The organism is Natronorubrum marinum (assembly GCF_052040125.1).
Taxonomy (GTDB): Archaea; Halobacteriota; Halobacteria; order Halobacteriales; family Natrialbaceae; genus Natronorubrum.
In genome coordinates this window covers 1402836-1428662 of the sequence record NZ_JBPPFV010000001.1, presented here as the reverse complement: position 1 = coordinate 1428662, position 25827 = coordinate 1402836, and the positions used below count along the sequence as shown (strand labels likewise).

The window sequence follows — 25827 nt, the reverse complement described above, 5'->3', positions numbered from 1 at the left end:
TACGCCTTCGACGAACAGCCACACTGGCCGATCGACTACGAGGAACTCGTCCCGTACTACCAGCTCAACGAGGCGGTGACGAGCACCCAGCAGGCCCCGATGACACAAAGAGGAGGTCTTCATCGAGGGAGCCGAAGGGGCGGGCTACGACCGACTCGATACGCTGAACGTCACCGAAACCGGGTGGCGGCCGCAGCCGAACGCAATCGAGGAGCCGCCGAGCGATCTCAACTCGAACTACGACGGCTCGTTCAGTTGGGACGACGGGTTCCGCGGCGATTCGCTCGCCGCAGACCACTTCCAGGGCGGACCGACGCCGGAAGACGCGCCGGTCCGGGAGAAAGCGCGAAAGTCGAGCAACACCAGTTGGGTCCCTCGAGCGCTCGACGCCAACAAAAACGACGAGGTCGGTAACGTCGCGATCCGCCCGAACGCCTACGTCACGGACATCAAGACGAAAGAGGGCGCCGGCAGCCTCGAGGCGACGGGCGTCGAGTTCCGCGACACCTGGTCCGGGTCCACTGTGACCGTCGAAGCGGACGTCACGGTTCTCGCAGCGGGCTGTATCGAGTCCCCACGGCTCTGGCTCAACTCCGGGTTGCCGGACGACGGCTGGGTCGGGAAAGGGCTCACGACCCACTGGTTCGACTGGATCGTCGGCGTCTACGACGACGATACGATCGAAGACATCAACGGCCAACCGAACATGGATCCGTTCGTCGGGCAGAACTCCGCCGTCAGGTTCGACAAACCCGGCGTCGGCGGGATGGAAGACATCGGGATGTCGCCCGGTCTCGTCTCCTTCGCCAACTACCTGTTCAGTCAGGCGGGCTACAGCTTCGACGTCGAGGTCGACGACGACGAACCGTGGGACAGTCGCGGCTATGTCGTCGGCGAGGAACTCAAACGCCGAATGGCCGACTACCGGAACACGAAGGCCCTGCTGATCCTGACCGACGACCTGCCGCGACAGGACAACGGCGTCTCGCTGGACAGCACCTTCGCGGACGAACACGGTGCGGTTCCCGAAGTCAAGTGGGAGCCCCACCCCGACGACGACGCGAAGCGCGACGAACTCTCGCGAATCGCCGCACGCATTCACAAGGAGGCCGGCGCGGAGCACGTCCACCGGTGTGACTGGCCGCCGCTGTTCCTCCACATGCAATCCTCTATGCGAATGGGGAAAGTCGTCGACGAGAACGCCGAGGCCTACAACGTCGACCGACTGTTCGTGGGCGACCACTCCGCCATGGCAAACGGCATCGGCGGCCCGAACCCGACCAACACCGGACAGGCGCTCGCACTGCGGACGGCGGACAAGATCAGTCAGTTGTACTTCTAAGCTCACCCACCACCCACGAATCGAACACCGTAGACGGCCCGTTCGGGCGTGCCGAAGATCCATCGGACTCCCCAAATCGTCCGACTCATCGGTCGTTCACGAACGCTCAACGCGGTATTACAACCATCGAACTGTACTGCCTCACACGGGTCGGTGCGTTCGGATTGTCGTCGCTGCTAGCTGAACGCTATCGAACCCTCTCACGCTGTCAAATATAATTGTTTTCCGACTACTTTCCATAATAGACAGATATCAAATAAATATGGCCGAAAAGCAGTTACGAGAGAGATTCAATCGAATATGGCGCTCTACCGACTAGTGTGGCCAATTCGCCGAGTATCCTGATACTCCGCCCCCGATACTTCCGAAATACTTCTCTAATAGCTACTATTGCATTTTACCAATATAGCGTTCCTCTACTGCCAACTTATATCTGAGGGTGCAGAACCTATTTCTATATAGGTATATATTTTCCGATCATATTCTAAATACGCCAAATTGCGCTGTCGAATCGCTACTGACTCCGCGAGAGACGGCCGAGGGTCGAATTGATCGTCTCCCATCGGTCGTTCGCAACGTGTGTCGTGAGTGCCAAACGAACGTCCCCTCGAAAACTGAACTTGCGTTTACAACTGTTTCAGACGGTCGAGCGCGGATTGTCGCGTCTGATCCGTCGAATCATATGTCGTACACTTTTGTACTATCAGGAAGAACCGTGAACGTATGCGAGCAGCCGTAATCCAGGAGCACGGAGAACCGCTCGAGATCGAAGACGTGTCGTATCCGGAGCCGGCCCCGGATCAGGTCGTCGTCGAGACCGAAGCCTGCGGCGTCTGCCGCAGCGACTGGCACGCCTGGCAGGGCGACTGGAGCTGGATCGGAGCGGGCGTCCCGGAGGGGCAGATTCTCGGTCACGAGCCCGCCGGAATCGTCTCCAAAGTCGGCGACGACGTCGAGACGCTCGAGACGGGCGACCGGGTCGCCGTCCCCTTCCACCTCGGCGACGGCACCTGTCCACACTGTCGCGAGGGGCGAGCGAACAACTGCGAGACGGTCCTGCCGCTCGGTCTCTCGGAGTACTCCCAGGGCGCGTTCGCCGAGGCCTTCGCGGTCCGCGAAGCCGACTTCAACTGCGTCAAACTGCCCGACGAAGTCGACTTCACCGAGATGGCCGGCCTCGGCTGCCGGTTCATGACGGCCTACCACGCGTTAGCCGACCGCGCCGACCTCCGGCCCGGCGACTGGGTCGCCGTCCACGGCTGTGGCGGCGTCGGTCTCTCGGCGATCCACATCGCACAGGCGCTGGGCGCCCATCCGATCGCCGTCGACGTACTCGACTCCAAACTCGAGCGCGCTGAGGAGCTCGGCGCCGTCGAAACGGTCAACGGGGCCGACGTCGACAGCGCGCCACAGGAGATCAAGACGCTGACCGGTGGCGGTGCGGACGTCTCGATCGACGCGCTCGGTATCGCGGAGACCTGCCAAAACTCGGTCAACAGCCTCGGAACGCGGGGCAGCCACGTTCAGGTCGGCTTGACGACCGGCGAGGAGCAGGGCCAGATCGATCTGCCCGTCGACGTCATGACGATGCAGGAGATCGACTTCCACGGCTCCTTCGGCATGCCGCTGGTCCGCTACGAGGAACTGTTCCGACTGATCGCGAAGGGAACTCTCGAGCCGGGCAAAATTATCGGCGAGACCCTGAGTCTCGACGAACTCCCGGAGACGTTGGCCTCGATGGACGACTACGAGACGGTCGGCATTCCCGTCGTTACGGAGTTCTGAGACGCCGCGGCGGCGACAGTTTTCGATCGCGAATCCGCTTTTGCGTCGCTGAACGCTGGGAGGAGTAGCTTCGGATCGAATCCCGACTCGCCTTGACAGGGTCCGCAACCGCGGTTTGGCGGCGAGTCAGGGTCGAAAACCCGGGCGGGGGCGGGAGCCCGCCCCGGCGTGAGAGACATGAGCTAACTCGAAGCGGGGGCGAGTCCACGTTCGAGCGATCCGGGCACGAACACGCAATCGGCTGGTCAGCGCGTCGTCTGTTGGAGCGTGTACCCGGCGGGGCCTTGCATCCCCGCAACCAGTACATTGCAAGTCCGACCCATTGTTATGCAGCCACTTGCGTCCCAGTAGCGGGGGCGAAACGACGACAGGCACCGGATACCGTCGTACAACGTCCCCCTTCGGCGCGGTTGGCACTGCCTTCGGTCGACAAACCCGAATCCTCGTCGCGTTCTATCGCCGCTACTCGCTCGAGCCGCGGATGCTTGCCTGTGACGACCCCCAGAGGGATGGTACTGTAGCCCATCTGCTGGGGCATGCGCGACGATCAGGCTTCGTCCCCGCTTCGAATCGGTATCGTCGGACTCGGATACATCGGCACGACCGTCGGCGGACAGCTTCACCGGCACCCGGACGCGACCGTCCGAGCCCTCTGTGACCTCGATACGGATCGACTCGCGGAGACGGGAACCGAGTTCGGCGTCCCGAGCGACGGCCGGTACACCGACTACGCGACGATGCTCGAGGACGGGGCGATAGACGCCGTGCTCGTCGGCACGCCCCACACCCTCCACTACGAACAGGTCGTTGCCGCACTCGAACACGGCTATCACGTCTACTGCGACAAACCGCTCGCAACCGACCTCGAGCACGCTCGCGACCTCACCGAGCGCGCCGAACGGAGCGAGCAGACGCTGATGGTCGGCTACCAGCGCCACCTCCAGACGGCGTTTCGAACCGCCAGAGAGCGGTTTCTCGACAGTTCACCGAACTGGCTAACGGCCTCCATCACGCAGGACTGGATCGACGACTCGACGGGAACGTGGCGGCTCGATCCCGACCTCTCCGGCGGCGGCTTCCTCTACGATACCGGCAGCCACGTCCTCGATGGCGTGCTCTGGACGACGGGTCTCGAGCCCGAATCCGTCGCCGCGAGTATGGAGTTTCACGACGAGGCAGGACGGATCGACGAACGAGCACACCTCGACGTCCGATTCGAGAACGGGGCGACCGGGACCTTCTCGTTCAACGGCGACGCTCCGTCGGTCCGCGAACACATCCACCTCTGGGACGACGAGGGGGCGGTCTACCTCGAGGGTCGCCAGTGGGGCTCGCGAACGGTCACGGAGATCGATTCCGACGCGGGGGAGTACGACCCCTACATCGACGTTCGAACCGAACGGAACCGCGCCGACGCCTTCCTCGAGAGCGTTCGGACGGGCGAGGAGCCACCGGCAACGGCTCGAGACGCCCTCCGGGTGACAGCGCTCACGGAGGCGGCCTACGAAGCGGCCCGAACCGGCGATCGAGTGTCGGTCTCGCTCGAGAACTGAAGTCGATATCGCGGGGATCACCGCGGTACCGACGTCGCCGAACGGCGACGGTCGGGCGACTCGTCCCCGCGACCGATTCGACCCGAATCGGATGCAGAATCGACCGCGAGAAGTGTCCGAATAACGCGGTCGGCTCTCGAATCGCACGACGTTTACCGGCAGCTACTCCGGTTCCGAAAACTCGAGTCCAGTCCGACGCAGTCGTGCGGTTATGTGCTATTTACTCTCGCACGTGACGTCGTCGCGAGGACGGAATCGATCGGGACGAACGCCGGCGGTTGGTCCGTCGATGAACGTTGGGTAAGAAACGCATAGCGGGTCGGGGCTTTCCGTTACAAGCCGGATAACTACAACTGGTCCTCGCTTTCGGTCGAGTATGATCACCTGCAGTAACTGCGAGACCGCCCAATTCTTGCAGATCACGCAGAGCCGCGTCTACTTCGAAGACGGCGAAATGATCAACGAGATCTCCGAAACCTACGAGTGCACGCTCTGCGGGGCGACCGGACAGTACATTTACGACGAGGACCACAGCGAAGAAACCGTCACCGGCGACGTCGAACTCACGACGGAACGACCGAAGTTCGCCTGACAGCACGACGGACTGGTGCGGTCTCGTTCGACGGACAGCGGCCCGGTTCGAACGTCTCGTTCTGTGTTCGCGTGTCGACGATCGGAGTCACCGACTCGAGTGGCAAGTCGAGCGCACTGAGAGATCAATGATCGTCCGTCGACAGCACACGCCGAATCGGACCCGTTCGGCGATCAGTCCCGATCCTGTTCGTCGTCGACCGTGATCTCGTCGAGACCCTCGAACTCGCGGCTTCGCTCTCGCTCCCGTTCTTCCAGCCGCCGGGCGCGTTTTTCTCGTTGACCCGGTTGTCTGTGCTGTCGACGGGTGACCGCCGTCTGTCGGCGTTCGATATCCCATTGCTCGAAGAGGCCGTACTCGTTCATCGTCTCCATGCCCGCGAGGGCGGCCGTGAGCTTGAGTCCGACGAGCGGAATCTCCGCGACCGAGATGACGACGTCCGCACGGAGGACAGCCCCGTCCCTGAGTAGGACGTCGAGGACGTCGACGAGTGTCTCTTCGTTCTTTTGCGGTCTCATGATCGGGACTGGTCCGCCGACTCGGAGTCACCGCCCAGTTCCGGCGCGAACGTGTACGGCGGCCACGGGCCAGTGAACCTGACCTCGATGCCGTCGTTCGCGGCCACGCCGTCGAGCACCGAGCCGACGGCTCCCTCGTCGCCCTCGTGAGCGAGCAGGGTGAGCCGACAGAGCGTCTCGCCGTCGCTCGCGTCCCCGGCGACCTCGTCGGAGAGCGACGCGCTCGGCGACCGCTCGAGTTGGTGTACCTCTCGGGCGTGCTCGTCGAGTCGCGCCTGCAGGTCACCCGTAATCGACTCGCGGCGGGCCGCCCGCAGTTCCGCGAGCCGCTGATCGAACTTCTTCTCGAGGAGGAACGCTGTCCCCTCCCCGGAATCACCGATCTTGGCGTCGAGTTCGGCCAGCCGTTCGTCGCGCTCGATCAGCGCGTCGTCGCTGATGGGGTCGGTTTCGACGACCTCGACGCGGTACTCCCAGTGATCCGCCAATCCCGTAAGCGCGCGCTCGAGCGTCTCGGACTCCTCGCGGAGCCACTCGCGGACGCCCTCGTCGTCGCTCCGGAGGATCGTATCGAACTGGAACGGGATCGGCGTGCCGAAGGCCTCGCCGGTCTCGTCGACCACCGTCTGGTGGCGGACGAGCCAGCGCCTGACTTGCGTGAGGTTCCCCGAGTCGTAGATGCCGTCGCAGGCGTGGACGACCGCGCCGATGCCGTCCTCGACCACGACAGAGACGGGTTCGCCGTCGACGCCGGTGGTCTCGAACGTCTCGACCTCGTCGTCATCGTCGACCCGCACGATGCAGTAGAGGTATCGCCCGTCGTCGAAATCGGGAATAACATCGTCGTCGACGGCCGTCTCCACGTCGTCCGAGTCGCCGGTTTCGAAGGCGTCGAAGCTGTCGACGCCGTCGACATCCTCGAGTTCCTCGAGCCGATCGGACGCGCGATCGGAGCTCACTGTTCGTCACCCCCGAACACGGAGTAGCCGGGTTTGTTCGCGACGGTGTGATCGCCATGGAGCTGTTCAATTGCGTCGTTGACCAGCCCGTCTAAGTCGCCGCGGAGGTCGTCGACGCCCTCCTCGATCCCCTCGTCGTCTTTGAGCTGTTCGATCTCGGCCTCGATGGCGGCGAGTTGCTGGCCGAGCCGTTCGATCTCCTCGTCGGAGAGGTTGCCCGACTCCATGCGCCGAACCGCTTCGCGCTCTAAGGCGTCGATCAGGATCTCGACGACCGTGATGACGAGCGTGACCAGCCCTTGGCGTGCGTCCTCACCGTCGCCGACGTCGATCTGTTTCATGCGTCCTCGGCCTCCGCGTCCGCCGTTTCGGCGTCCTCAGTTTCCTCGCCCTCAGCGTCGTCGTTACCGGTCTCTTCGTCGGCGTCGCCGGACTCCGGTTCGTTCTCCTCTGCATCGTCGCTGAGCAGATCGAACCCGCCGCTCGTCGGCCGCTCCGGGTCCGGCCGCGCGCCGACGTGTTCGGTCCCGCGGTCGGACTGCTCGTCGCTCTCATCGTTCCCGTCTCCCTCGCTCGAGCCCGCATCCTCGCCGTCGCCCGCCTCGTCCGAGAACTCCTCGCGCGTCTCGTCTGCGTACCGGTCGTCGGCAGTGATGTTGACGCCGCGTGTCGGATCAACCGGTATCTTCGGTCGATCCGTTTCGGCCAACTCGGGTTCGTCGACTGCAGCAGCGACGCGGCGCATGTCGGTTCCCTCGGGGAACTCGAGCCCGTACTTCGCCGCGGTCTCGAACGAAGCGATAGCGGCTCTGACCTGCACGCCGAGCAGTTGGGTGTCGCCGATCGAGACGGCGATGTCCGCGTTGATGACGATCCCCTTGTCGAGCAGCATCTCGACGACCTCGGCGAGGTCGGCCTTCTGTCGACTCGGCTGGAAGTCGTCAACCATGGGTCTCACCTCCACAGCCGGTCGATTCCGCGTTCGCGTTCGAATCGGTCGTCTGGCTCACCCCGCGTCGTCCGGTCGTGCGCTGTGGTAGATCACTCATTGTTAGCTCTCCGCTGTTTCTCCCGCTCGATCTCGAACCGGCGGCCGTAGATTCGCTTGCGCGTCGGGGCCGTCGAGAGTTTGACCTCCTGTGGGACCGTCGAGTAGCGAGCGCCGCCGCCGAGGTCGCGGCGATCGGTCTGGATCGTCGACGCCGCGGTCGGGTTCCGCGAGTTCGTGCTCGTATCCTGCCGGCGCATCTTCTCGCGGTTCATCTCGTACAGCTCTTCGAACTTCTCGTGGGTCTCGAGCAGCGCCGAGCGGAAGGCGTCGATCCCCTTCATCGCCTGCTCCTGGATCGCGACCTGGTAGGCCTCGGGATCCTCCGCGACGTCGATATCGCCGAGCGCCTCCTTCGCGTCGCCCGCGTCCATCTCGATCACGTCCTCCTCGTCGCCACCGATCAAGTCGCCGTCGTCGTCGCCATCGGTAACGTCCGAGATCGCGTCCTCGACCATCCCGGCGTCCTCGCCGTCTCCGAGCTCGTCGACCGCGTCCTGGAGTTCGCGTTTCTCCTGCCACAGATCGGAGAGATCGGTGGCGTCCCAGGCGTTCAGCAGGTCGATCGCCCGGAACAGCTGCGTAAAGTTGACGAGGTCGCTCGCACCCTGGTCTTCGTCCGCGAGTATCTCGTGGATCTCGCCGACCTCGATCGCCTCGAGCAGTTCGCCGCCGTCGACGGCGTCGGGAAGGTCGGTGAGATCGATCGCCTCGAGCAACTCCTCGGTCTCTCTCACGACGGTTACGAGCGTCTCGACGTCACCGACCACGGACTCGAGCGCACTGTCGTCGAGTTCGTCGATGTTCTCGACGCCGCCGAGCAGTTCGTCGGCGTTGCCGAGGGCGTCTTCCGCCTCGTCGAGGAGGGAATCGAAGCCGTCGGTCTCGTCACTCATCACCGTCCCCTCCCTCGGTCTCCGTACTCGCAGCTTCGTCGGTTGTCGGCTCGATCAGCACGGTGAGAACGCCGTTCTTGATCGTCGCCTCGGCCGCTCGATCCCGCCAGGGGACGTCGACCCGATCGAGTTCGCTCCCCGAGACGGCGACGACGAGCGTCGAGTCGTCGAAGCCGACGGTAACGTCGTCCGGATCGGTGCCGGCCACGTCGGCGGTGACGAGCAGTTCGTCGTCGTACCGGCGGGTCGTTAGGTGCTCCTCGGAGGAGGACGATGGCCGACGCCGCTTTCGGGACCGACCGGCGTCCCCGTCGGAGCGTCGATTCCCGTCGCCGGACTTCGTATCGGTGAACGACGTCCGTTCGAACCGCGACTCGTCGCTGACCTCGTCTCCCGACCGGATCGAAATGTCGTAATCGAGGATCGTTCGGTCGGTCCGGCGTCGACCCGACGTCGAACCGCTGTCGAGCGACTCGAGGGCGGACAGCAGGCTCGAGAGCCAGTGCGTTCCCCCATCGTCTGCCTCCGAATCGCCAGCCCCGGCTCCGGCGTCCGTTCCGGACACCGAGACGCCGATCTCCGACTCGTCCGATTCTCGATCGTCGGGCCGTCGGTCGCTCGGCTCCTGGTCGGGCGTGGACTCGTCGCTCGAAGGCGAGTCGTCGATCGGGACGTCCGTCGAGTCGTCGTCATCGATGGCGTCGGCACCCTCGTCGGCGGAATTTGCGTCGTTGACGGCCTCGTCGTACTCGTCGCTCGATTCGTCGCGTCGGTCGTCCGGATCGGTGTCCTCTTCAGTCATTACGATTTTACCTCCACGCGGCCGCTCGCGAGCCGTTCGTGGACGTCGCGGGCGATCTCGATCTCCGCTTCGATCTCTTCCTTTCGACGCTGGTACTCCTCCTCGGAGCGTTCGCCGAGTTCGTACAGCAACTGGTTCTCCTTGAGTTCGTCCTCGAGAGCCTCGATGTCGTACAGCTCGCTGAGCGCCATCGTGTGCAGCGTGTCGACGATGCCGACGAACGGTCGAATCAGGAGGTCATCGAGGATGAACATGGTTACTGTTGGGCGCCGATCTTGACATCGACGAAGCTGTACGGTGCGAACGGCCCCGTGTACCGGAACATGAGGTCGTCGTACTGTTCTTCGAGTTCGGCGACGGCGTCGTCGAACGCCTCGCGGTCCTCGCGCTCGACGAGGTACGAGCGATTGAGCACGAGCCGATCGCTGAACAGATCGTTCGGGACCGACTGGGCGGCGATGGACTCGAGTTCGTCCGCGACGGCTTCCTCGACCGCGTCGTCGTCGACGTCGGCGTCCTCCTCACGGACGATCTTGAGGCCGAGTTCGATCCGGCCCTCGACGTCGTTCAGTGCGCGGCGGAACGCCGGTCTGGCGCCGCGAAGGACGTTTTTCAGCGCTCGATCGCTCTCGAAGGCCATCCCGAACTGCATCGGGACGATCGCCCGGCCGCCGTCGCGCTCCATGATCTCCCGGAGCACGTCGTCGTGTCGCTGGGCGTCCTCGTCGGTCTCTTCCGGGCTAGTCGTGTCGATGTCGGAGACGACGGCGTTGAGTCGACGATGGGAGACCGTGTAAACGCGGTCCGCCCCGCCGACGGCGTCGGTCTCGAACTCGACGGGATCGTCGTTCATCACGCCGTAGACGTATCGGTTGGTCATCGCTCGATCACCCGCCGGCCGGCGTTCGGTGCCCCACGGCTGTCGCTCGATACTCGTGCCCGCAGGCGCGGGCGTGATTCGTCACCGGTCTCGAGACGGATCGATCGGGATATCATGGGAACGGAATTCGACTACTCGCGACGGACCCGAACACAGCACCAGTCGAACGCGAACGGCGGTCACCCGCGGGTAGCCGAGGAACTCGTCACCTGAGATTCGACGCTCGGACGGGTTATCGTGGTGCTTGCAGTTGCAGTCGACGACCGACGCGAGAACGCAGCAGACACGAGAGCCGTCTCTACCCGATTCGACGTCGAGTCCGGTAGCGGAGGGTTCGTCCGGTTTCGTCCGCGAATTCGGTGAACTGGCTTGCAGTCGCAGTGCAAGCCGTGTTACGAAGTCGGCGTGAACCTGTGACCGTATCATGGCAGCATCATCAGGCCGAAGACCCGACTCTTCGAGTCTCGCAGAGGTACTGGACCGCATCCTCGACAAGGGCGTCGTCATCGACGTCTGGGCTCGCGTGTCGGTCGTCGGAATCGAACTGCTGACGATTGAGGCCCGCGTCGTGGTCGCCTCCGTCGACACCTTCCTGCACTACGCGGAGGAGATCGCAAAAATTGAGCAGGCGACGGCGGAGGGCGACTTAGAAGAGTTAGAGGAGCTCGAGGTCGAACCGCGTCCGGAATCGTCACCACAGTCCGCCGAATAACACTTCATGGCCGACAATTCTTCGCGCAAGCGCAAGGTCAGAGGACGAAAGATCGCGAGCAGCCAATCGAGCAAGGAGGGACGACGCGCGAAGAAAGAACTCGCCCGCAAATCGTCGAGCGCGGGGAAGAAAAACGGCGACAGCCCGCTGTCCGACCCCGACGAAGTCGCGCCCGAGCCGTTCGTCGAGACGGATGCCGTCGCATCGTTGCGGGGCCGAATCAACGGCTGGCTCCAGGCGGATCAGCCGGTCCACCTGATCGGCCCGACCGGCTGTGGGAAGACGGCGCTTGCCCTGTCGGCTGCCGCCGAACGCGGTCGGCCGGTCGTCTGGATCAACGGTGACGAATCCGTCGACACGGCCGCGCTCGTCGGCGCGAACGCCGGCGGAGAGCGCTACAAGGAGGACGATCGCTTCGTCAGCGGCGTGAGCAAACAGACGGAGATCGTCAGAGAGCGGTGGGTCGACAACCCGCTCTCGGTGGCCGTCAGAGAGGGCGCGACGCTCGTCTACAACGAGTTCTCGCGCAGCGATCCTTCCGCCCACAACGTCTTGCTCTCGGTGCTCGAGGAGGGCGTCCTCGAGCGACCGGGCAAGAAAGGTGCGGATCGATCGATCGACGTCCACCCCGAGTTCCGGATGATCCTGACCTCGAACGACGTCGAGTACGCGGGCGTCCACCGCCAACAGGACGCGCTGCTCGATCGGTTCGTCGGCGTCCACATCGACTACTACGACGCGGAGACCGAACGCGAGATCGTCAACTCGCACGTCGACCTCTCCGCGGAGGACGTCGAGACGATCGTCGAGACGACGCGAGCGCTGCGCGACGAACTCGATATCGTGGTCGGCACGCGAGCGGCGATTACGGCCGCGAAGGGGCTCACGGTGTTCGACGACGGCAGCGAGAACGGCGAGTTCAAAGACGAGTTACTGACGGAGGTCTTCATGGACGTGCTGGCGCCGAAGATCGCCGGCGAAGGCCCGGATGACGTCGAACAGCTCCGATCGCAGATCGCCGAAGCGCTTTGACCGATCGACGACCCCGACACCAGACACGAAACCGAGAATAGGTTCACCACACGCCAATGGCCGAAGCCGACACCCACCAATCGACGGACCAGTGTAAGGCGCTCACCGAGGACGGCGAGCGCTGTTCACGGCCGGCCCGGGACGACGGGTTTTGCTACCAACACGACGAGAGTGATCAAACTGTGAGCGACAGTCAGACAGCCGAGACAGAGCAGGACGAACAGGACGAGCAAGAACAGGAAGCAGAGAGCGATGAGGGATCCGAGCAGGAGGCCGAGAGTCAAGAGTTAGGGACGGTCGACATGACCGCCGACGAGAAGACCGATCCCGACGACGTCGACGTCGACGTCGAGACCGACCACGACGAAATCGCCGGCGTCCTCGCGGTTCGACGCACCGTCGAATCGACGGCGGGCGAACTCATCGGCAGGGAGTTCGATGCGGTCAGCGAAATCACCCCGTCCGACGACGGCTGGCGCGCGGTCGTCGAAGTCATCGAACGACGGGCCGTCCCCGACACGCAGGACATCGTCGGACGCTACGAGATCGAACTCAACGAAAACGCGACCGTCCACGGCTACCGACGTCTCGACCGGTATCGTCGGGGCGATACGGCCACGTTCGAGTAACGATCTTCGTTCGCCGCGACGGTTCCTACGCCCTGCTTGCGGCCTCGTGGCCGCTCGAGCCACGGGTACCGCTCGAGTCGTCACCGGTCCGTCGGTATTTTTTGACGGAGTCGCGTTCAGTCCCGCCGGATTTTCTATAGTCGCATGGGGTTCATTGATGTCTTCAGGACATAGCTCACGCCATCGAGGGGCGCAACGCTGAGGAACCCTCCGCACGTGGGTTCGATTACTACCCGTGACTACCCCATCCGTTCACGGCGTCGACGTCGACTCGGAGACCCGGTGTGCCCACTATCACACCGACCGGGACGTCGTCGCGTTCAGATTCGACTGCTGTAAGGGGTACTATCCCTGCTACCGATGTCACGAGGAAACGACGGACCACCAGGCGGTCCCGTGGCCCCGCGAGCGTTTTACCGAGCACTCGGTACTCTGTGGCGTCTGTGAGACCAAACTCACCGTTCCGGAGTACCTCGAGGCCGACCATCGCTGCCCGTCCTGTGACGCGCCGTTCAATCCGGGCTGTCGGGCACACGCCGACCGTTACTTCGAGATCGACGGATCCGATGAGTAGCCGTCGGCGGGGGACTCGGCATCCACCCACTCCACGCCGGAGAGTTCGAACCGCGCACCGCCGGCTGCGCTCGCAGTCACGGCACGGTCCCAGCCGTGGGCCTCAGCGATCTCGCTGACGATCGCGAGACCGAGCCCGACACCCGCCGGGGCGGTCGAGTAGCCGCTCTCGAAGACCGACCCCCGATCGGCTTCGGGGATCCCCACGCCGTCGTCTTCGACGTAGAAGCCGGTTCCGTTTTCAAGCGCACCGACGGTAACCGTTACGTCGTCGCTACCATGTTCGGCGTTGTTCCGCTGAGCCTGCGAAGCGGGGTTCGTCGAATTATGCTCGACGGCGTTGTGAAACAGATTTTCGAGCATCGCCTGGAGCCGGGATCTGTCGGCCCAGATCGCTCGGTCGGTATCCACCTCGAGCGTCGCTTCGGCGGTAGCGACGGCTTCCCAACTAATTTCGCTCAGTTCCGAGAGCGAGACGCATTCCGGATCGCGAACGATCTCGCCCTGTCGAGAGAGCGCCAGCACGTCGTTGACCAGTGTGTCCATCCGATCGAGCGCCACGGCGATATCCTCGAGGTGCTCGTTGTCGGATACCTCCCGAGCCAGTGCGAGCCGCCCTCCGGCAATGTTCAGCGGATTCCGGAGGTCGTGGCTGATGATGCTCGCGAACGCGTCAAGTCGTTCGTTCTGCCGTTTGAGAATCGCCTCACGTTCGAGTTGCCCGACGGCGCTCGCCATGTGGCTGACGAGAAGCTCCGCGAGTTCGATGTCCTCTGCGTCGAAGGTGTTTGGGACGGTACTCACCGCCCGAAAGACGCCCCGGTCACCGATCGGGACGCTGATTGCGGAGCGGTAGGACTCCTTCGTCGGACCTGTTTCGTCGTCGGGATCGACGTCGCTTACGACGAACGACTCGCCGCGCTGAAACGTTTTTCCCGCGAGTCCCTGATCGATTCGTATCCGTCGACTCCCGACTGACTGGGCGCCCGCCGAGACGGCGTAGGGGACGAGCCACTCGCCCTCGCGTAGCATGACGCTGCACCTGTAGAACTCGAGAATGTCCGCCGCTGCGGCGACCGTTCGCTCACAGACCCTCGTCACATTCTCTTCAGATTGGAGCGTCGTCGCGGCGTCGTGAAGGGCTTTCAGGGTGGACTCGCTGTCCGTCGTCTGGTCGTCGACGGCGGCGACGATTCGAGTCGCCAGCGTCGCGCTCCAGCCGTCGTTTCCCCGGGAGGTCTCGGTGACGTCAGGGGAGATTATGGTGCTGGCACCCGCCTCGCCTTCGCTCTCTGTGTACAGAACGAACGGCAACTCACCGTACTCGGCTCGGACGGCGTCGAGAAATTCGACCGCATCGATCTCCGGCGTCTCGTGTGCGCTGACGATGCAGTCGATATCGGCGTTCGTGAGGCGGTCGAATCCGTTGCTGACACTCGTCGCGGTCTCGACAACGAATCGATCGGTTTCCGTTTCGAGGTTAGTCGCCGTTTCGGTCGGCTCCGTAGCGACGATCAGTATCCGAATCGTCCCCCCTCTCATACTAGAATCCACTGCCTCCCACAGTATAAGTGTATTGACAAATTGGCGAATGCACCGCGTTTAGATCATTGATTCCGGTTCGCTGATTCAGCGACCCAGCCGGTTTCGGATACGTTGACGCCCCCAAAATCTAACCCCTGGTCGGATGCGTTTGGATGCCAGTTGCCGATACCGCCTCCCACTATCAGGCCATCGGCAAACGCGGCTCGAACGAGTCGTCAGCCGTCCGCAGGTGCCGACGACGACTCCGTCGAATCTTGCTCGAGCGAAGAGTCGGTATTTCGAAGCGCGTTCTCGACCGCCGCCGCGAGTTCGTTCAGCACCGGTCGGCCGTCCCGCTCCCGAACGACCAGCCCGGCCGCCTCGAGCGCCGAGAGGTGATCGATGGTCGACTCCTCGAGCGACTTTCCGTCCGAACCAGTTCCGTCGCCCCGCTTGCCGGCGCGACCGCTGCCGCAGCGCCGGCGATCCCGGCGCCGACGAGCAAAACGGCGACGAGACAGGCGAGCAGCCGACTCGCGTTGGACGAACGGGCGGACATGCCAGTCACCTTCCCCTCGGATGCCGACCGTAATACGTGTTTTCCGCTTTCGTGACTATCTCGTTCCGTACAGTAGTTGGGGACGACCGACCGCGGTCGATCCAGCAAGCTATTTCCGCGTTCGAAGCCGGATTTCGGGTATGGATCCGGCGCTTGGCCCTCCCGAGGCGATGGCCGAGAAACGCGACGAGCTGACGCCGATGATGGCGCAGTACCACGACCTCTGTGCGCGCTACGACGACGCGATCGTCCTCTTTCAGGTGGGGGACTTCTACGAAACGTTCTGCGGCGCCGCCGAGCGGACCGCGAGACTGCTCGAGATCGCCCTCACGAGCCGCGAGGACAGCACCGGCGAGTATCCGATGGCCGGCATCCCGATCGACAACGCCGAATCGTACGTCGAGACGTTGCTCGAGGCCGGCTACCGGGTCGCCGTGGCGGATCAGGTCGAAGAGCCCGGCGAGTCGCCGGGCGTCGTCGAGCGTGCGGTCACGCGCGTAGTCACGCCCGGCACGCTCACCGAGGACGAACTGCTCGCGAGCGACGACAACAACTTCGTCGCCGCGGTAGCTCGCGGGCGCGGCTCCGGTGCGGAGAGCGGCGACGAACCCGAACTCGCGCTCGCCCTGCTCGACGTCTCGACCGGCGACTTCCTCGCGACGAGTTCGACCTCGAGCGAGGCCATCGCCGACGAGGTGAGCCGATTCGATCCCGCCGAGGCCGTCGTCGGCCCGAACGCGCCGGCCGATCTCTTCGCCGAGCGCTGTATGGTGACGCCCTACGACGCGACGGCGTTCGACCGCGAGCGGGCGGGCGAGACCGTCTCGCGGTACTTCCGGAACCCGGACGCCTTGCTCGCGAGCGACGCCGAAATTCGGGCCTGTGGCGCGGCGCTCGCCTACGCCGAGTACGTCCGCGGCGGCGAGCACGAGGGCGAGCGAGATACGACGCTCGAGGACGACGAAGCCGACGGAAACGGCGCGGAACGCGACGCGGACGCCAACGCCGACGATCCGGACCGCAACCGCCTCGAGTACATCACCCACCTCACGCGCTACGATCCCCGCGAGTACCTCCTGCTCGATGCGGTCGCCATGCGCAGCCTCGAACTGTTCGAGCCGCGAGCGGTGGAGGGCCGCGAGGAGGCGACGCTCGTCGGCGTGCTGGACGAGACCGCCTGTGCGCTGGGCGGCCGAACGCTCCGCGACTGGATTCGACGGCCGCTGCTCGAGCCCGACCGAATCGAGGCGCGGTTGGACGCCGTCGAGGAACTGACGGCCGACGTGCAAACGCGAGAGTCACTGCACGACCGGCTCCGGAACGTCTACGACCTCGAGCGACTGATCGGTCGCATCTCTCGCGAGCGGGCGAACGCACGTGATCTGCGCTCGCTTCGCGACACGCTGGCCGTCGTCCCCGAAATTCGCGAGGAGATCGCCGACGCCGACTGTACGCGGCTGCAAGCGCTCCACGAGAACCTCGATCCGCTCGTCGACGTCCGCGAATTGATCGAGGACGCGATCGTCTCCGATCCGCCGATCGAGATCACCGAGGGCGACATCATCGCCGAGGGATACGACGATGGACTGGACGATCTTCGCGCGACCGCACGCGACGGCAAACAGTGGATCGACGACCTGGAGGACGGCGAACGCGAGCGCACCGGGATCGACTCGCTGAAGGTCGGCTACAACTCGGTCCACGGCTATTACATCGAGGTAACGAACCCGAACCTCGAGTCGGTTCCCGAGGACTACCAGCGCCGGCAGACGCTCAAAAACTCCGAGCGGTTCGTCACGCCGGAGCTCAAACAGCGGGAAGATCAGATCGTCGGCGCCGAGGAGCGCGCCGACGAGCGCGAGTACGAACTGTTCTGTGCGGTCCGTCGCGAGATCGGCGAGGAGGTCGAACGCGTACAGCAACTGGCCGAGGCGGTTGCGACCCTCGATGCGCTCGTCTCGCTCGCGACCGTCGCCGCGCAGTACGACTACTGCCGGCCCGAGATCCTCGAGCGCGACGACCGAGCGGGCCTCGAGATCGATATCGACGGCGGCCGTCACCCCGTCGTCGAGCGCACCCAGGAGTCGTTCGTTCCGAACGACGCCCGGCTCACGAACGACCAGCGACTGGCGGTCATCACGGGGCCCAACATGTCGGGGAAGTCGACCTACATGCGGCAGGTAGCCCAGATCGCCCTGCTCGCACAGGTCGGGAGCTTTGTCCCCGCGAAATCGGCACGACTCACCCCAGTCGACCGGATCTTCACCCGCGTCGGTGCCAGCGACGACATCGCGGGCGGTCGCTCGACGTTCATGGTCGAGATGGACGAACTCGCGACCATCCTGCGCGAGGCCGACGAGCACTCGCTGGTCCTGCTGGACGAGGTGGGGCGGGGGACGTCGACGGCCGACGGCCTCGCCATCGCGCAGGCGATCACCGAACACCTCCACGACGCCGTCGGTTCGACGGCGCTGTTCGCGACGCACCACCATCCGCTGACCGAGTTGGCGGACGACCTCGAGGCCGCCTTCACGCTCCACTTCGAGGTCGATCAGATCGATGGCGAGGTCGTCTTCTACCACGATATCACGCCAGGGGCGGCGACGGGCTCCTACGGGGTTGAGGTCGCGACGGCCGCGGGCGTTCCGGCGGACGTGGTCGAGCGCTCGCGAGAACTTGTCGTAGACGCGGCCAGTGACGGGAGTACGGACGATAACGACGGGCCAACCGACGCGGAGGCGACCGACGAGGCGCCGAGGACGGCTACGGCGACTGCCGACGGCGGAGACGTGCCGACAGACGTCGCCGCCGAACTCCGGGCGCTCGACCTCGCGCATCTCACGCCCGTCGAGGCGCTGACGGAGTTGGATCGGCTGAAGCAACTGCTCGAGGAGTGAGCAGAGACGAGAGACGACAGCGTCGAGAAGGCGAATCCGCGGCGATCAGTTTTATCGGCGTGATGTCGATGAGGAAGCTGGCGACCCCCGCGGCTGCCGCCGCCGGAACTCGCCAGAGTGCGGTCCCGATGCCGGCCAGCAGGTGGTTCCTGCTGATCGTCCGCACCGACACGCCGGGCAGCGGCGCGTTCTTGCCGTCGGCGTAATCGATTCACCCCTCGAGTTATCGGAGGTTGTCGACGGCGGTGAACGCGAGGATCCAACCACGCAGGATGAGCCCGAAGCGGAACGGCGGACGGGTGGTGACGTCCGACTCCGCGGCCGGTTCGGCCTCGTCCGTCCGCTCGAGGACGGTGGTGTCGCTTTGCTGGTCCGATTGCGAGAGGTGACTTATCGTCGAGTCGGGGAGAAACCGTCATGGTATCTGCATAGAGACGTTCCACCTCAACGGTTGAATGGGGGTTCGAGGCGCCTCGAGAGCGAGCCGGATGAGAACCGACTGTACGATGGCAATCCTCGAGACGCCCGACGTCGGGCCGGTAACGCTCGCTCTATACAGTGTACAGACTTATCATCTATTAGTTATAATTCTAACACATGGTTTCGAACCAACGTAACGTAGAGGTAATAACCCTCCTCTCGATCAGTGCATTGCTCTTTTTGGATGTGTTTCTTGGCGTATCAGAGGCCTTTCCTGATGGCTGGTTCCACCTTCTACTCGGTGTTTTTCTTCTCGGATGTGGTGTTGTTTTATTTATTAACGAGAGGAAACCAATCGAGGAGTGAGCAGATAACTCAGGTGAATCAGTTGGGGAGAAGAGTGGCAGTTCCATGTTGCCACGGTCGCAGGAATCGTTTTGCTTCAGTCACCCACGTTCCGTCTCATCGGGAGAATTGCATGGTGCAAAACGGGATGGCTATGATAGAGTCTACGCGCGGTCATTCGCCGGTCGGCTCGAGCGGGACGAACTCGAGGCCGTGATCCACGAGTAGGCGGTCGGCGCGGTCGGTCACCGACGGCGCGACCAGAATCCCGCGGACGTCGGCGTCGGCGTGGAGATCCCGCTCCAGGGCGTCGACGTACCGGCGCAACTGGCTCACCGCGTCCGGCCCGACGCGGCGGCGTTTGAGTTCGACGACGACGTTTCGTCCCGCCGCGTCCTCGCCGTAGATGTCGATGGCTCCTGCGGGCGTGTCGCGTTCCGTCGCGAGCGGGGTGAAGCCGGTCTCGAGCAGGGCGGGATCCTCGAGAATCCGCTGGCGGAGGTCCTCCTCGGTCCCCGAGACCGCGAGTTCGGTCTCGTCGGCGCCGGAGAACGTCGAGACCTGCAGGACCTCCTCGAAGCGAACGCACAGTCGCTCGTCCGGCGTCGAGCGGACGCTCTCGAGGATCAGTTCGGGATCGCTCTCGCCGCCGGCCCCGCTATCGCAGCGGACGTCGTGGTCACAGCCCGGCGGCTGCCAGTTGACCGGCTGTTGGCCCTCGTCGGTGTGGACCAGCGCCGCACCGTCGGGTTTGAGCATGACGTGACGGTCGCCGGCCTCGAGCGTGCTCGAGGCGCGTCCGTCGTAGTCGACCGTGCAGCGACCGAAGATTGTTACGAGAGCCCCTCGGTCGAGACCGTCGGCGATGGCCTCGCAGGCCGCCTCGAGGGTGGGCTGCTCGAGGGTGACCGCCTGCGAAGCCTGCGTCGTCGGTGTCCCGGATGTCACTACGACGACGTAGCTCTCGCACGACTAAAAGGCGTCCGGACCGGGAGCGGACGGGATCGCTCGCCCCCTATCGACCGAGTCGTGTTGGAAGCGCGTCGCGTCGAGGATCACGAGGGTTTATTCGCGCACGTCCCGGAAGCCGGATACGATGACATCCGATCCAACCCGACGCCGCGTGCTGCAGTTATCCGCTGGCGGTGCGACTGCATCGATCGCCGGCTGTGCGAGCATTTTTTCGGAATCGGAGAGCGAACTCAACGCCGATGCAGAGCCCGATATCGATCCGTCGGAGGGGATCACGGCGGTCGTCCAGCCCTCCGACGAGGCGTTGATGGAGGTTCAACAGAACGTTACGACCGAGGTCGAGGAGGGTGAGATCGAACGGGAGGAGGCCCAGCGCGAGATGCGAGAACGACAGCAGGAACTGTTCGTGTCGCGGTCGATCGAGTTCGAAGGCGAGATGGCCGACACCGACATCTCGGTCGAGGCGGCGATCGGCGAGCACGGCGCGTTCTTGCTCACCGGATCGGACGACGGCCTGATCGGCCTGCTCCGGAGCAACGACGTCGAGGCGTTGCTTCCCGGCGAAGAGTACGAAGCAGCACTTCAGGCACAGGAAGAAGCCGGTACCGAACCCCAGCCCGAACCCGAGCCCGACGAGGACGTGGACGAGGATTCGGACAGCGACGACGCGGACCAGGAGTCCAATGACACGAACGATGAGGGTTCGGACGACGCGGACCAGGAGTCCAATGACACGAACGATGAGGGTTCGGACGACGCGGACGAGGGGTCCGATGACGGATCGGATAGCGACGCCACGGACGACGAAGAGTCGGGTTGATCACTCGACGCTGAACGGACTCTCGCGTTCGGTCCAGTTCCAGCCCGGAATTCGCTCCTGAAAGCCGGCCGCGAGCGCGGCCTCGCAGTCGTCGACCCCCGCGTTCTCGTCGCCGTCGCCGTGGACCTGCAGATCGGCGTAGTGAAAGGTCGCCTCGCCGAGCGTCCGCAACGGTTGCGTCCCGGCGATCGTCGCGGCGAGCTCTCGGCCGAGGATCTCGTCGACGACGAAGCCGGGATAGTCGCCCTCGACGTCGAGATCGCGAAGAATCGCGACCATGGCGGCGACGTTGACCGCCAGATCGCCGTCCGCGAAGACGACGTCGACTTCCTCGAGATACTGACCGTCGGTAACGTGGTCGACGTCGGTATCGAAGGTCTCGGCGAGATCGTCGCGGACGCCGTTGATGATCGGAACGATCGTTTCGACCCGTTCAGCGACCCAGTCACGTTCGTTTGCGACGCGTTCCGGTGTCAGGTGCATACCCCCCGTTCGTGCCGAACGGCCCTGGGTTTTGCGAAGGCTTATATACGACGCAAAGAATAGCGTCGAATAAGCGGGTTCTCCCTGGAATCTTCCCGCACGAACCAGGACAACCGTTCTGGGAGCGTGTTTGTCACAGCACGGTACAACGCGATGATCCGGGATACTGGACTGCAGACGACCGACGTTGTTTCAGACCCACGGCTCTCGACGAGGATACGGCCGGTGCGTAGCGGTTCTCGCGCGGCCGCCGACTCGAGGTCCGGATCCCGACTCCACGTATCCTGCTTGACGTCCGTTCCCCGGCGGCGAGTTCACGCAAGCCACAATTGGCGATTATGAGTACTGTAGAGCAGCAACTCGACGATTTGAAAGCAGAGATCACGAGCGAGTTACCGACCGATATCTCGGTCTCCTCGGTGAAGTACGAAGGCCCCGAACTGGTGGTCTACACCCGCGATCCGAAGAAGTTCGCCCAACAGGGCGACCTCATTCGGAAACTCGCGAGCAAACTCCGAAAGCGGATCACCGTTCGTCCGGACCCGAGCGTCCTCTCGCGGCCCGACGAGGCCCGCGAGCAGATCATGAACGTCATTCCCGAGGAGGCGGGCGTCACGGACCTGGACTTCCACGCCGATACCGGCGAGGTCGTCATCGAGGCCGAAAAGCCCGGGATGGTGATCGGCCGTCACGGCTCGACGCTTCGCGAGATCACGAAAAGCGTCGGCTGGACGCCGGAAGTCGTTCGCACGCCGCCGATCGAGTCCTCGACGGTTTCGAACGTTCGGAGTTTCCTCAAACAGGAACGCGACGAGCGGCGGGATATTCTGGAGAAGGTCGGCCGACAGATCCACCGCGAGGAGATGTCCGACGACGAGTACGTCCGGATCACCACGCTCGGCTGCTGTCGCGAGGTCGGACGGGCCGCCTTTATCCTCTCGACCCCCGAGACGCGCATCCTCATCGACTGCGGGGACAAACCCGGCGCGGAGGGCGAGGTGCCGTACCTCCACGCGCCCGAGGCGTTCGGCGCGGGTCCCCAGACCATCGACGCCGTCGTGCTCACCCACGCCCACCTTGACCACTCCGCGTTCATCCCGCTGCTGTTCAAATACGGCTACGACGGCCCGATCTACTGTACCGAACCCACGCGAGACCTGATGGGCCTCTTGACCCTCGACTATCTCGACGTCGCGGCCAAGGAAGGCCGCGCCCCGCCGTACGAGAGCGAGCAGGTTCGCGAGGCGATCAAACACTGCATCCCGCTCGAGTACGGCGACGTCACCGACATCGCGCCGGACGTCAAACTCACCTTCCACAATGCCGGCCACATTCTGGGCTCGGCCGTCTCGCACTTCCACATCGGCGACGGGCTCTACAACGTCTGCTTCTCGGGTGACATTCACTACGAGGACACGCGGCTGTTCAACGGAGCGACCAACGACTTCCCGCGGGTCGAGACGCTCGTCCTCGAGTCGACCTACGGCGGTCGAAACGACTACCAGACCGATCAGAAAGACTCCGAAGCAAAGCTCAAGGAGGTCATCACGGAGACCTACGAGAGGGGCGGCAAGGTCGTCATCCCCGCGTTCGCGGTGGGTCGCTCACAGGAGATCATGCTCGTCTTAGAGCAGGCGATGCGCAGCGGCGACATCCCGGAGATGCCGGTCCACCTCGACGGGATGATCTGGGAGGCGACCGCGATCCACACGACCTATCCCGAGTACCTGCGCGACGACCTCCGGGATCGGATCTTCCACGACGACGAGAACCCGTTCCTCGCCGACGAGTTCAACCACATCGACGCCGGCGAGGAGGAACGGCAGGAGGTCGCCGACGGCGAACCCTGCATCATCCTCTCGACATCGGGGATGGTCACCGGCGGTCCGATCATGTCCTGGCTCGGCCACCTCGGTCCCGACCCGGACTCGACGCTCCTCTTCGTCGGCTACCAGGCCCAGGGGACCCTCGGTCGCCGCATCCAGAACGGCTGGGACGAGATTCCGACCAGCGAGGTCGGCGCGATGGGCTCGAACAGCAACGGCCGCGGTACGCTGTCGCTGAACATGAACGTCGAAACCGTCGACGGCTTCTCCGGCCACGCGGACCGCGCCGGCCTGGAGAACTTCGTCAAGACGATGAATCCCCGACCCGAGAAGGTCCTCTGTGTCCACGGCGACGAGCGGTCCACGCAGGATCTCTCCTCGGCGCTGTACCACGACTACAACATGCGCACCTTCGCGCCGAAGAACCTCGAGACGTTCCGGTTCCTCTAACCGCCTCGAGACTGTCTCTCACGTCCGAGATCTCGTTCGCAGTTGCCTGCGAGTGTCGACCGAACCCGCGACAGACAGCCGTTACGGGCGCCGTTTCGACGCCTATTCGGAGCCGGATCCCGTTCGTCCGATCATGAGTCGATACGCCGTCTCGCTGGCCGTCGTCGCAATGCTCAGCTGGGGCGTCTGGACGGTGATCGCGAACGAGGCCACCCGAACGATCGACCCCGAACTCGCGATGATTCTTTCCTACTCCGCCGCCGTTGCCGTGGCCGTCGGCTACGTCTCGGCGCTGAACGACCCCGTTTCGTTCGAGCGAACCGGCGTGGTGCTCGCGCTCGCTGCGGGGGTGTTCGCCGGGATCGGTGCCGTCGCGTTCTACGTGGGCCTGAACGCCGGGCGGGCGGGGATCGTCACGACCGTCTCGGCGATGTACTTCGTCGTCGCCGTTGTGCTCGCCGCGGTGTTCCTCGGCGAGTCGCTCGCACCGACGGATCTGCTTGGAATTGTCTTCGCGATCCTCGCGGTCGCCCTGCTCGCGAGCTAGTCCTCGTCGGGTTACGAACGCACGTTACGCGTCGTCGTTGTGGGTCCGCTCGCCCCCCCACTGCTCGTCGTGGACGAGTTCCTCGACCGCCAGGCGCTCGCGCCACCCCTCCTGCTGGAGCACGGGTTCGTCCGGAAAGCCGTCCTCGGGGTAGCCCAGACAGAGGTAGGCGACCGGCTTGACGTGGGGCGGAATCCCCAGTACGTCCTGAACTTCGTACGGATAGAGCACGCTCACCCAGCCGACGCCAACGCCCTCCGCGCGCGCGGCCAGCCAGAGGTTCTGGACCGCGAGACAGGTCGAGTAAACGTCCGTGCGCTTCATCGAACTGCGCCCGAGCACGTGGGGTGCCCCCCGGGTCGGGTCGCAGGTCACGCAGATATTGATCGGCGACTCGCGGATCCCCTCGAGTTTCAACTCAGCGAAGTCGGATCGGCGGGGCTCCTCGTAGCCCTCGCGAGCAGCCGCGATGGCCCGATCCGCGATCTCGGCGATTTCGGTTTTCGTCTCGTCGTCCCGGACGACGATCAGATCCCACGGCTGGGAGAAGCCGACGCTCGGGGCGTGATGGGCGGCCTGAATCAGACGCTCGAGGACGCCCTCCGAAATCGGATCCTCTCGAAATCGGCGGATATCACGCCGAGCGTAGATCGTCTTGTAGACCGCGTCTCGCTCGGCCGCCGTGAATGAAACCATTAGTTCAGTAGATAAAATACGGTTGTATAAACGCAGTGGTCGGGGCGAGTGACGATCGATACCGAGCGGGTGGATCGACTCCAGAACGTGGCCACACTCGCTCGATGTCAGTCGCTCGCTTCGGGCGCCTCGGCCGGGTCGACGACCTCGTTCGTCTCGGGATAGACGCCGACCTGATCGCAGAGGTCGCCCATCGGGCAGGCGTCGGGATCCTCGAGACAGGCCGGCTTTCGCGCCGTGCAGTACTCGCGGCCGAACTGGATCGTCGCCGTGTGGGCGAAGCCGCACTTCGCGGCGGGAACGTCGCGCTCGAGGACGGCGCGAACTTCCTCGTGATCCGCATCTGCGGGGGCGGTTCCCAGCCGTCGATAGATTCGGTGAACGTGGGTGTCGACCGGAAAGACGCCGCCGCGGCCGCCCGCAAAGAGGAGGACGCAGTCCGCGGTCTTCGGCCCGACGCCGCGGACGGAGAGGAGCGTCTCGCGGACGTCCGAGGGTTCCTCGTCTTTCACGTAGGCGTCGAACGCGACGGCGGAGCCGAACTCCGCTAAGACCCACTCCGCAGTATCGATCAGCGTCTCGGATTTCTGGTTGTAGAGCCCTGCGCCGCTGATCGTGTCCGCGAGTTCGGCTTGCTCCGCGTTCGCGAGCGACGCCGCGAGGTCGACGTCCTCGGCATCGTACCGTTCGACCAGCGCGTCGTGAGCCGGCTGACTCGCCTTGTCGCTGGTATTCTGGCTCAGTATCGTCCGAACGAGGCAGGTGAACGCGTCCTGTCCGCCGTAGGTTTTCTGCCAGTACAGTTCGCCCAGTCGGTCGACGACCGCCTCCGCGCGGGTGTCCGCGGTTGCAGGGTCGAACTCGGTCGCGATACCGCCACCCTCGACGCCGCCGCTGATATTCATCGACGGTTCGCGATCCGACTCGAGGTCCGGCTCGTCGCTCATACCGTCGCGTACGGTCTCGC

At 64.3% G+C, this 25827-nt stretch carries 28 protein-coding genes; 15 read left to right on the top strand and 13 right to left on the bottom strand.

What is annotated here, in order from left to right; all coding sequences use genetic code 11:
- Positions 1-121: 121 nt before the first annotated feature.
- The 4 genes from ACSFC5_RS07075 (at position 122) to ACSFC5_RS07060 (ending at position 5272) form a co-directional block, all read left to right on the top strand.
- Positions 122-1342: a GMC oxidoreductase gene (locus ACSFC5_RS07075; protein ID WP_440765031.1), complete on the top strand. Its 1221-nt coding sequence runs from the start codon at positions 122-124 to the stop codon at positions 1340-1342.
- Between the two features lie 723 nt (positions 1343-2065).
- On the top strand, positions 2066-3127 hold the full coding sequence (locus ACSFC5_RS07070; protein ID WP_440764515.1) for a zinc-dependent alcohol dehydrogenase family protein: 1062 nt from the start codon (positions 2066-2068) through the stop codon (positions 3125-3127).
- 536 nt (positions 3128-3663) lie between these two features.
- Positions 3664-4680 carry a Gfo/Idh/MocA family protein gene (locus ACSFC5_RS07065; RefSeq protein WP_440764514.1) on the top strand — a complete coding sequence of 339 codons (1017 nt, stop codon included), beginning with the start codon at positions 3664-3666 and terminating at the stop codon, positions 4678-4680.
- Positions 4681-5056: 376 nt separating this feature from the next.
- Entirely contained in the window at positions 5057-5272 is a 216-nt protein-coding gene (locus ACSFC5_RS07060) for a hypothetical protein (RefSeq protein ID WP_440764513.1), read from the top strand.
- A 173-nt stretch (positions 5273-5445) separates the two neighbouring features.
- Here ACSFC5_RS07060 and gvpM read toward each other — a convergent pair whose 3' ends face one another.
- The 8 genes from gvpM to ACSFC5_RS07020 form a co-directional block, all read right to left on the bottom strand.
- Positions 5446-5790: a gas vesicle protein GvpM gene (gvpM, locus tag ACSFC5_RS07055; protein ID WP_440764512.1), complete on the bottom strand. Its 345-nt coding sequence runs from the start codon at positions 5788-5790 to the stop codon at positions 5446-5448.
- Positions 5787-6749 (bottom strand): gas vesicle protein GvpL, encoded by a 963-nt coding sequence (gvpL, locus tag ACSFC5_RS07050; protein WP_440764511.1) that lies wholly within the window; start codon positions 6747-6749, stop codon positions 5787-5789. The genes gvpM and gvpL overlap by 4 nt, the downstream gene beginning before the upstream one ends.
- A complete protein-coding gene (locus ACSFC5_RS07045; protein ID WP_006088508.1) occupies positions 6746-7090 on the bottom strand; it encodes a gas vesicle protein K in 345 nt (114 codons plus the stop codon). The genes gvpL and ACSFC5_RS07045 overlap by 4 nt, the downstream gene beginning before the upstream one ends.
- Positions 7087-7698, bottom strand: coding sequence for a gas vesicle protein GvpJ (gene gvpJ, locus ACSFC5_RS07040; protein WP_440764510.1), 612 nt, complete (start codon positions 7696-7698; stop codon positions 7087-7089). The genes ACSFC5_RS07045 and gvpJ overlap by 4 nt, the downstream gene beginning before the upstream one ends.
- A 92-nt stretch (positions 7699-7790) precedes the next feature.
- Positions 7791-8693: a hypothetical protein gene (locus ACSFC5_RS07035; RefSeq protein WP_440764509.1), complete on the bottom strand. Its 903-nt coding sequence runs from the start codon at positions 8691-8693 to the stop codon at positions 7791-7793.
- Entirely contained in the window at positions 8686-9495 is an 810-nt protein-coding gene (locus ACSFC5_RS07030) for an Hsp20/alpha crystallin family protein (protein ID WP_440764508.1), read from the bottom strand. Before ACSFC5_RS07030 ends, ACSFC5_RS07035 begins: the two co-directional genes overlap by 8 nt.
- Entirely contained in the window at positions 9495-9749 is a 255-nt protein-coding gene (gene gvpF, locus ACSFC5_RS07025; RefSeq protein ID WP_440764507.1) for a gas vesicle protein GvpF, read from the bottom strand. The genes ACSFC5_RS07030 and gvpF overlap by 1 nt, the downstream gene beginning before the upstream one ends.
- Before the next feature lie 2 nt (positions 9750-9751).
- Entirely contained in the window at positions 9752-10375 is a 624-nt protein-coding gene (locus tag ACSFC5_RS07020; RefSeq protein WP_440764506.1) for a GvpL/GvpF family gas vesicle protein, read from the bottom strand.
- Between the two features lie 424 nt (positions 10376-10799).
- Here ACSFC5_RS07020 and gvpA point away from each other — a divergent pair, with 424 nt between their 5' ends.
- The 4 genes from gvpA (at position 10800) to ACSFC5_RS07000 (ending at position 13322) form a co-directional block, all read left to right on the top strand.
- Positions 10800-11087 carry a gas vesicle protein GvpA gene (gene gvpA / locus ACSFC5_RS07015; protein ID WP_436344290.1) on the top strand — a complete coding sequence of 96 codons (288 nt, stop codon included), beginning with the start codon at positions 10800-10802 and terminating at the stop codon, positions 11085-11087.
- Between the two features lie 6 nt (positions 11088-11093).
- Positions 11094-12119 carry a gas vesicle protein GvpN gene (gene gvpN / locus ACSFC5_RS07010; protein WP_440764505.1) on the top strand — a complete coding sequence of 342 codons (1026 nt, stop codon included), beginning with the start codon at positions 11094-11096 and terminating at the stop codon, positions 12117-12119.
- 56 nt (positions 12120-12175) lie between these two features.
- Positions 12176-12748, top strand: coding sequence for a gas vesicle protein GvpO, halophile-type (gene gvpO, locus ACSFC5_RS07005; RefSeq protein WP_440764504.1), 573 nt, complete (start codon positions 12176-12178; stop codon positions 12746-12748).
- A gap of 235 nt (positions 12749-12983) precedes the next feature.
- Positions 12984-13322 (top strand): CHY zinc finger protein, encoded by a 339-nt coding sequence (locus ACSFC5_RS07000; protein ID WP_440764503.1) that lies wholly within the window; start codon positions 12984-12986, stop codon positions 13320-13322.
- On the opposite strand, the gene ACSFC5_RS06995 is transcribed toward ACSFC5_RS07000, so the two are convergent.
- Complete coding sequence (locus tag ACSFC5_RS06995) at positions 13292-14863, bottom strand: GAF domain-containing sensor histidine kinase (protein WP_440764502.1); 1572 nt, start codon at positions 14861-14863, stop codon at positions 13292-13294. The two genes, ACSFC5_RS07000 and ACSFC5_RS06995, sit on opposite strands and share 31 nt — an antisense overlap.
- Positions 14864-15018: 155 nt before the next feature.
- Here ACSFC5_RS06995 and ACSFC5_RS06990 point away from each other — a divergent pair, with 155 nt between their 5' ends.
- The 4 genes from ACSFC5_RS06990 (at position 15019) to ACSFC5_RS06975 (ending at position 19087) form a co-directional block, all read left to right on the top strand.
- On the top strand, positions 15019-15459 hold the full coding sequence (locus ACSFC5_RS06990; RefSeq protein ID WP_440764501.1) for a hypothetical protein: 441 nt from the start codon (positions 15019-15021) through the stop codon (positions 15457-15459).
- Positions 15460-15544: 85 nt separating this feature from the next.
- Complete coding sequence (mutS, locus tag ACSFC5_RS06985; RefSeq protein WP_440764500.1) at positions 15545-18301, top strand: DNA mismatch repair protein MutS; 2757 nt, start codon at positions 15545-15547, stop codon at positions 18299-18301.
- Between the two features lie 62 nt (positions 18302-18363).
- The gene (locus ACSFC5_RS06980; protein WP_440764499.1) at positions 18364-18507 is read left to right on the top strand and encodes a hypothetical protein; all 144 of its coding nucleotides are present in this window, start codon (positions 18364-18366) and stop codon (positions 18505-18507) included.
- A gap of 391 nt (positions 18508-18898) precedes the next feature.
- Positions 18899-19087 (top strand): hypothetical protein, encoded by a 189-nt coding sequence (locus ACSFC5_RS06975; protein WP_440764498.1) that lies wholly within the window; start codon positions 18899-18901, stop codon positions 19085-19087.
- 153 nt (positions 19088-19240) lie between these two features.
- On the opposite strand, the gene nucS is transcribed toward ACSFC5_RS06975, so the two are convergent.
- Entirely contained in the window at positions 19241-20014 is a 774-nt protein-coding gene (nucS, locus tag ACSFC5_RS06970) for an endonuclease NucS (protein ID WP_440764497.1), read from the bottom strand.
- A gap of 148 nt (positions 20015-20162) precedes the next feature.
- Here nucS and ACSFC5_RS06965 point away from each other — a divergent pair, with 148 nt between their 5' ends.
- Entirely contained in the window at positions 20163-20858 is a 696-nt protein-coding gene (locus tag ACSFC5_RS06965; RefSeq protein WP_440764496.1) for a hypothetical protein, read from the top strand.
- Here the strand turns inward: ACSFC5_RS06965 and ACSFC5_RS06960 are convergent, their stop codons facing one another.
- Positions 20859-21341: a DUF7984 family protein gene (locus ACSFC5_RS06960; RefSeq protein WP_440764495.1), complete on the bottom strand. Its 483-nt coding sequence runs from the start codon at positions 21339-21341 to the stop codon at positions 20859-20861.
- A 338-nt stretch (positions 21342-21679) separates the two neighbouring features.
- Here ACSFC5_RS06960 and ACSFC5_RS06955 point away from each other — a divergent pair, with 338 nt between their 5' ends.
- A complete protein-coding gene (locus tag ACSFC5_RS06955) occupies positions 21680-23617 on the top strand; it encodes a beta-CASP ribonuclease aCPSF1 (protein WP_440764494.1) in 1938 nt (645 codons plus the stop codon).
- A gap of 133 nt (positions 23618-23750) precedes the next feature.
- Complete coding sequence (locus tag ACSFC5_RS06950) at positions 23751-24164, top strand: EamA family transporter (protein ID WP_440764493.1); 414 nt, start codon at positions 23751-23753, stop codon at positions 24162-24164.
- Between the two features lie 24 nt (positions 24165-24188).
- Here the strand turns inward: ACSFC5_RS06950 and bluB are convergent, their stop codons facing one another.
- Both bluB and ACSFC5_RS06940 read right to left on the bottom strand, forming a co-directional pair.
- Positions 24189-24860, bottom strand: a complete 672-nt coding sequence (bluB, locus tag ACSFC5_RS06945) for a 5,6-dimethylbenzimidazole synthase (RefSeq protein ID WP_440764492.1) — start codon at positions 24858-24860, stop codon at positions 24189-24191.
- A gap of 107 nt (positions 24861-24967) precedes the next feature.
- Positions 24968-25807: an endonuclease III domain-containing protein gene (locus ACSFC5_RS06940; RefSeq protein ID WP_440764491.1), complete on the bottom strand. Its 840-nt coding sequence runs from the start codon at positions 25805-25807 to the stop codon at positions 24968-24970.
- Between the last annotated feature and the right edge of the window lie 20 nt (positions 25808-25827).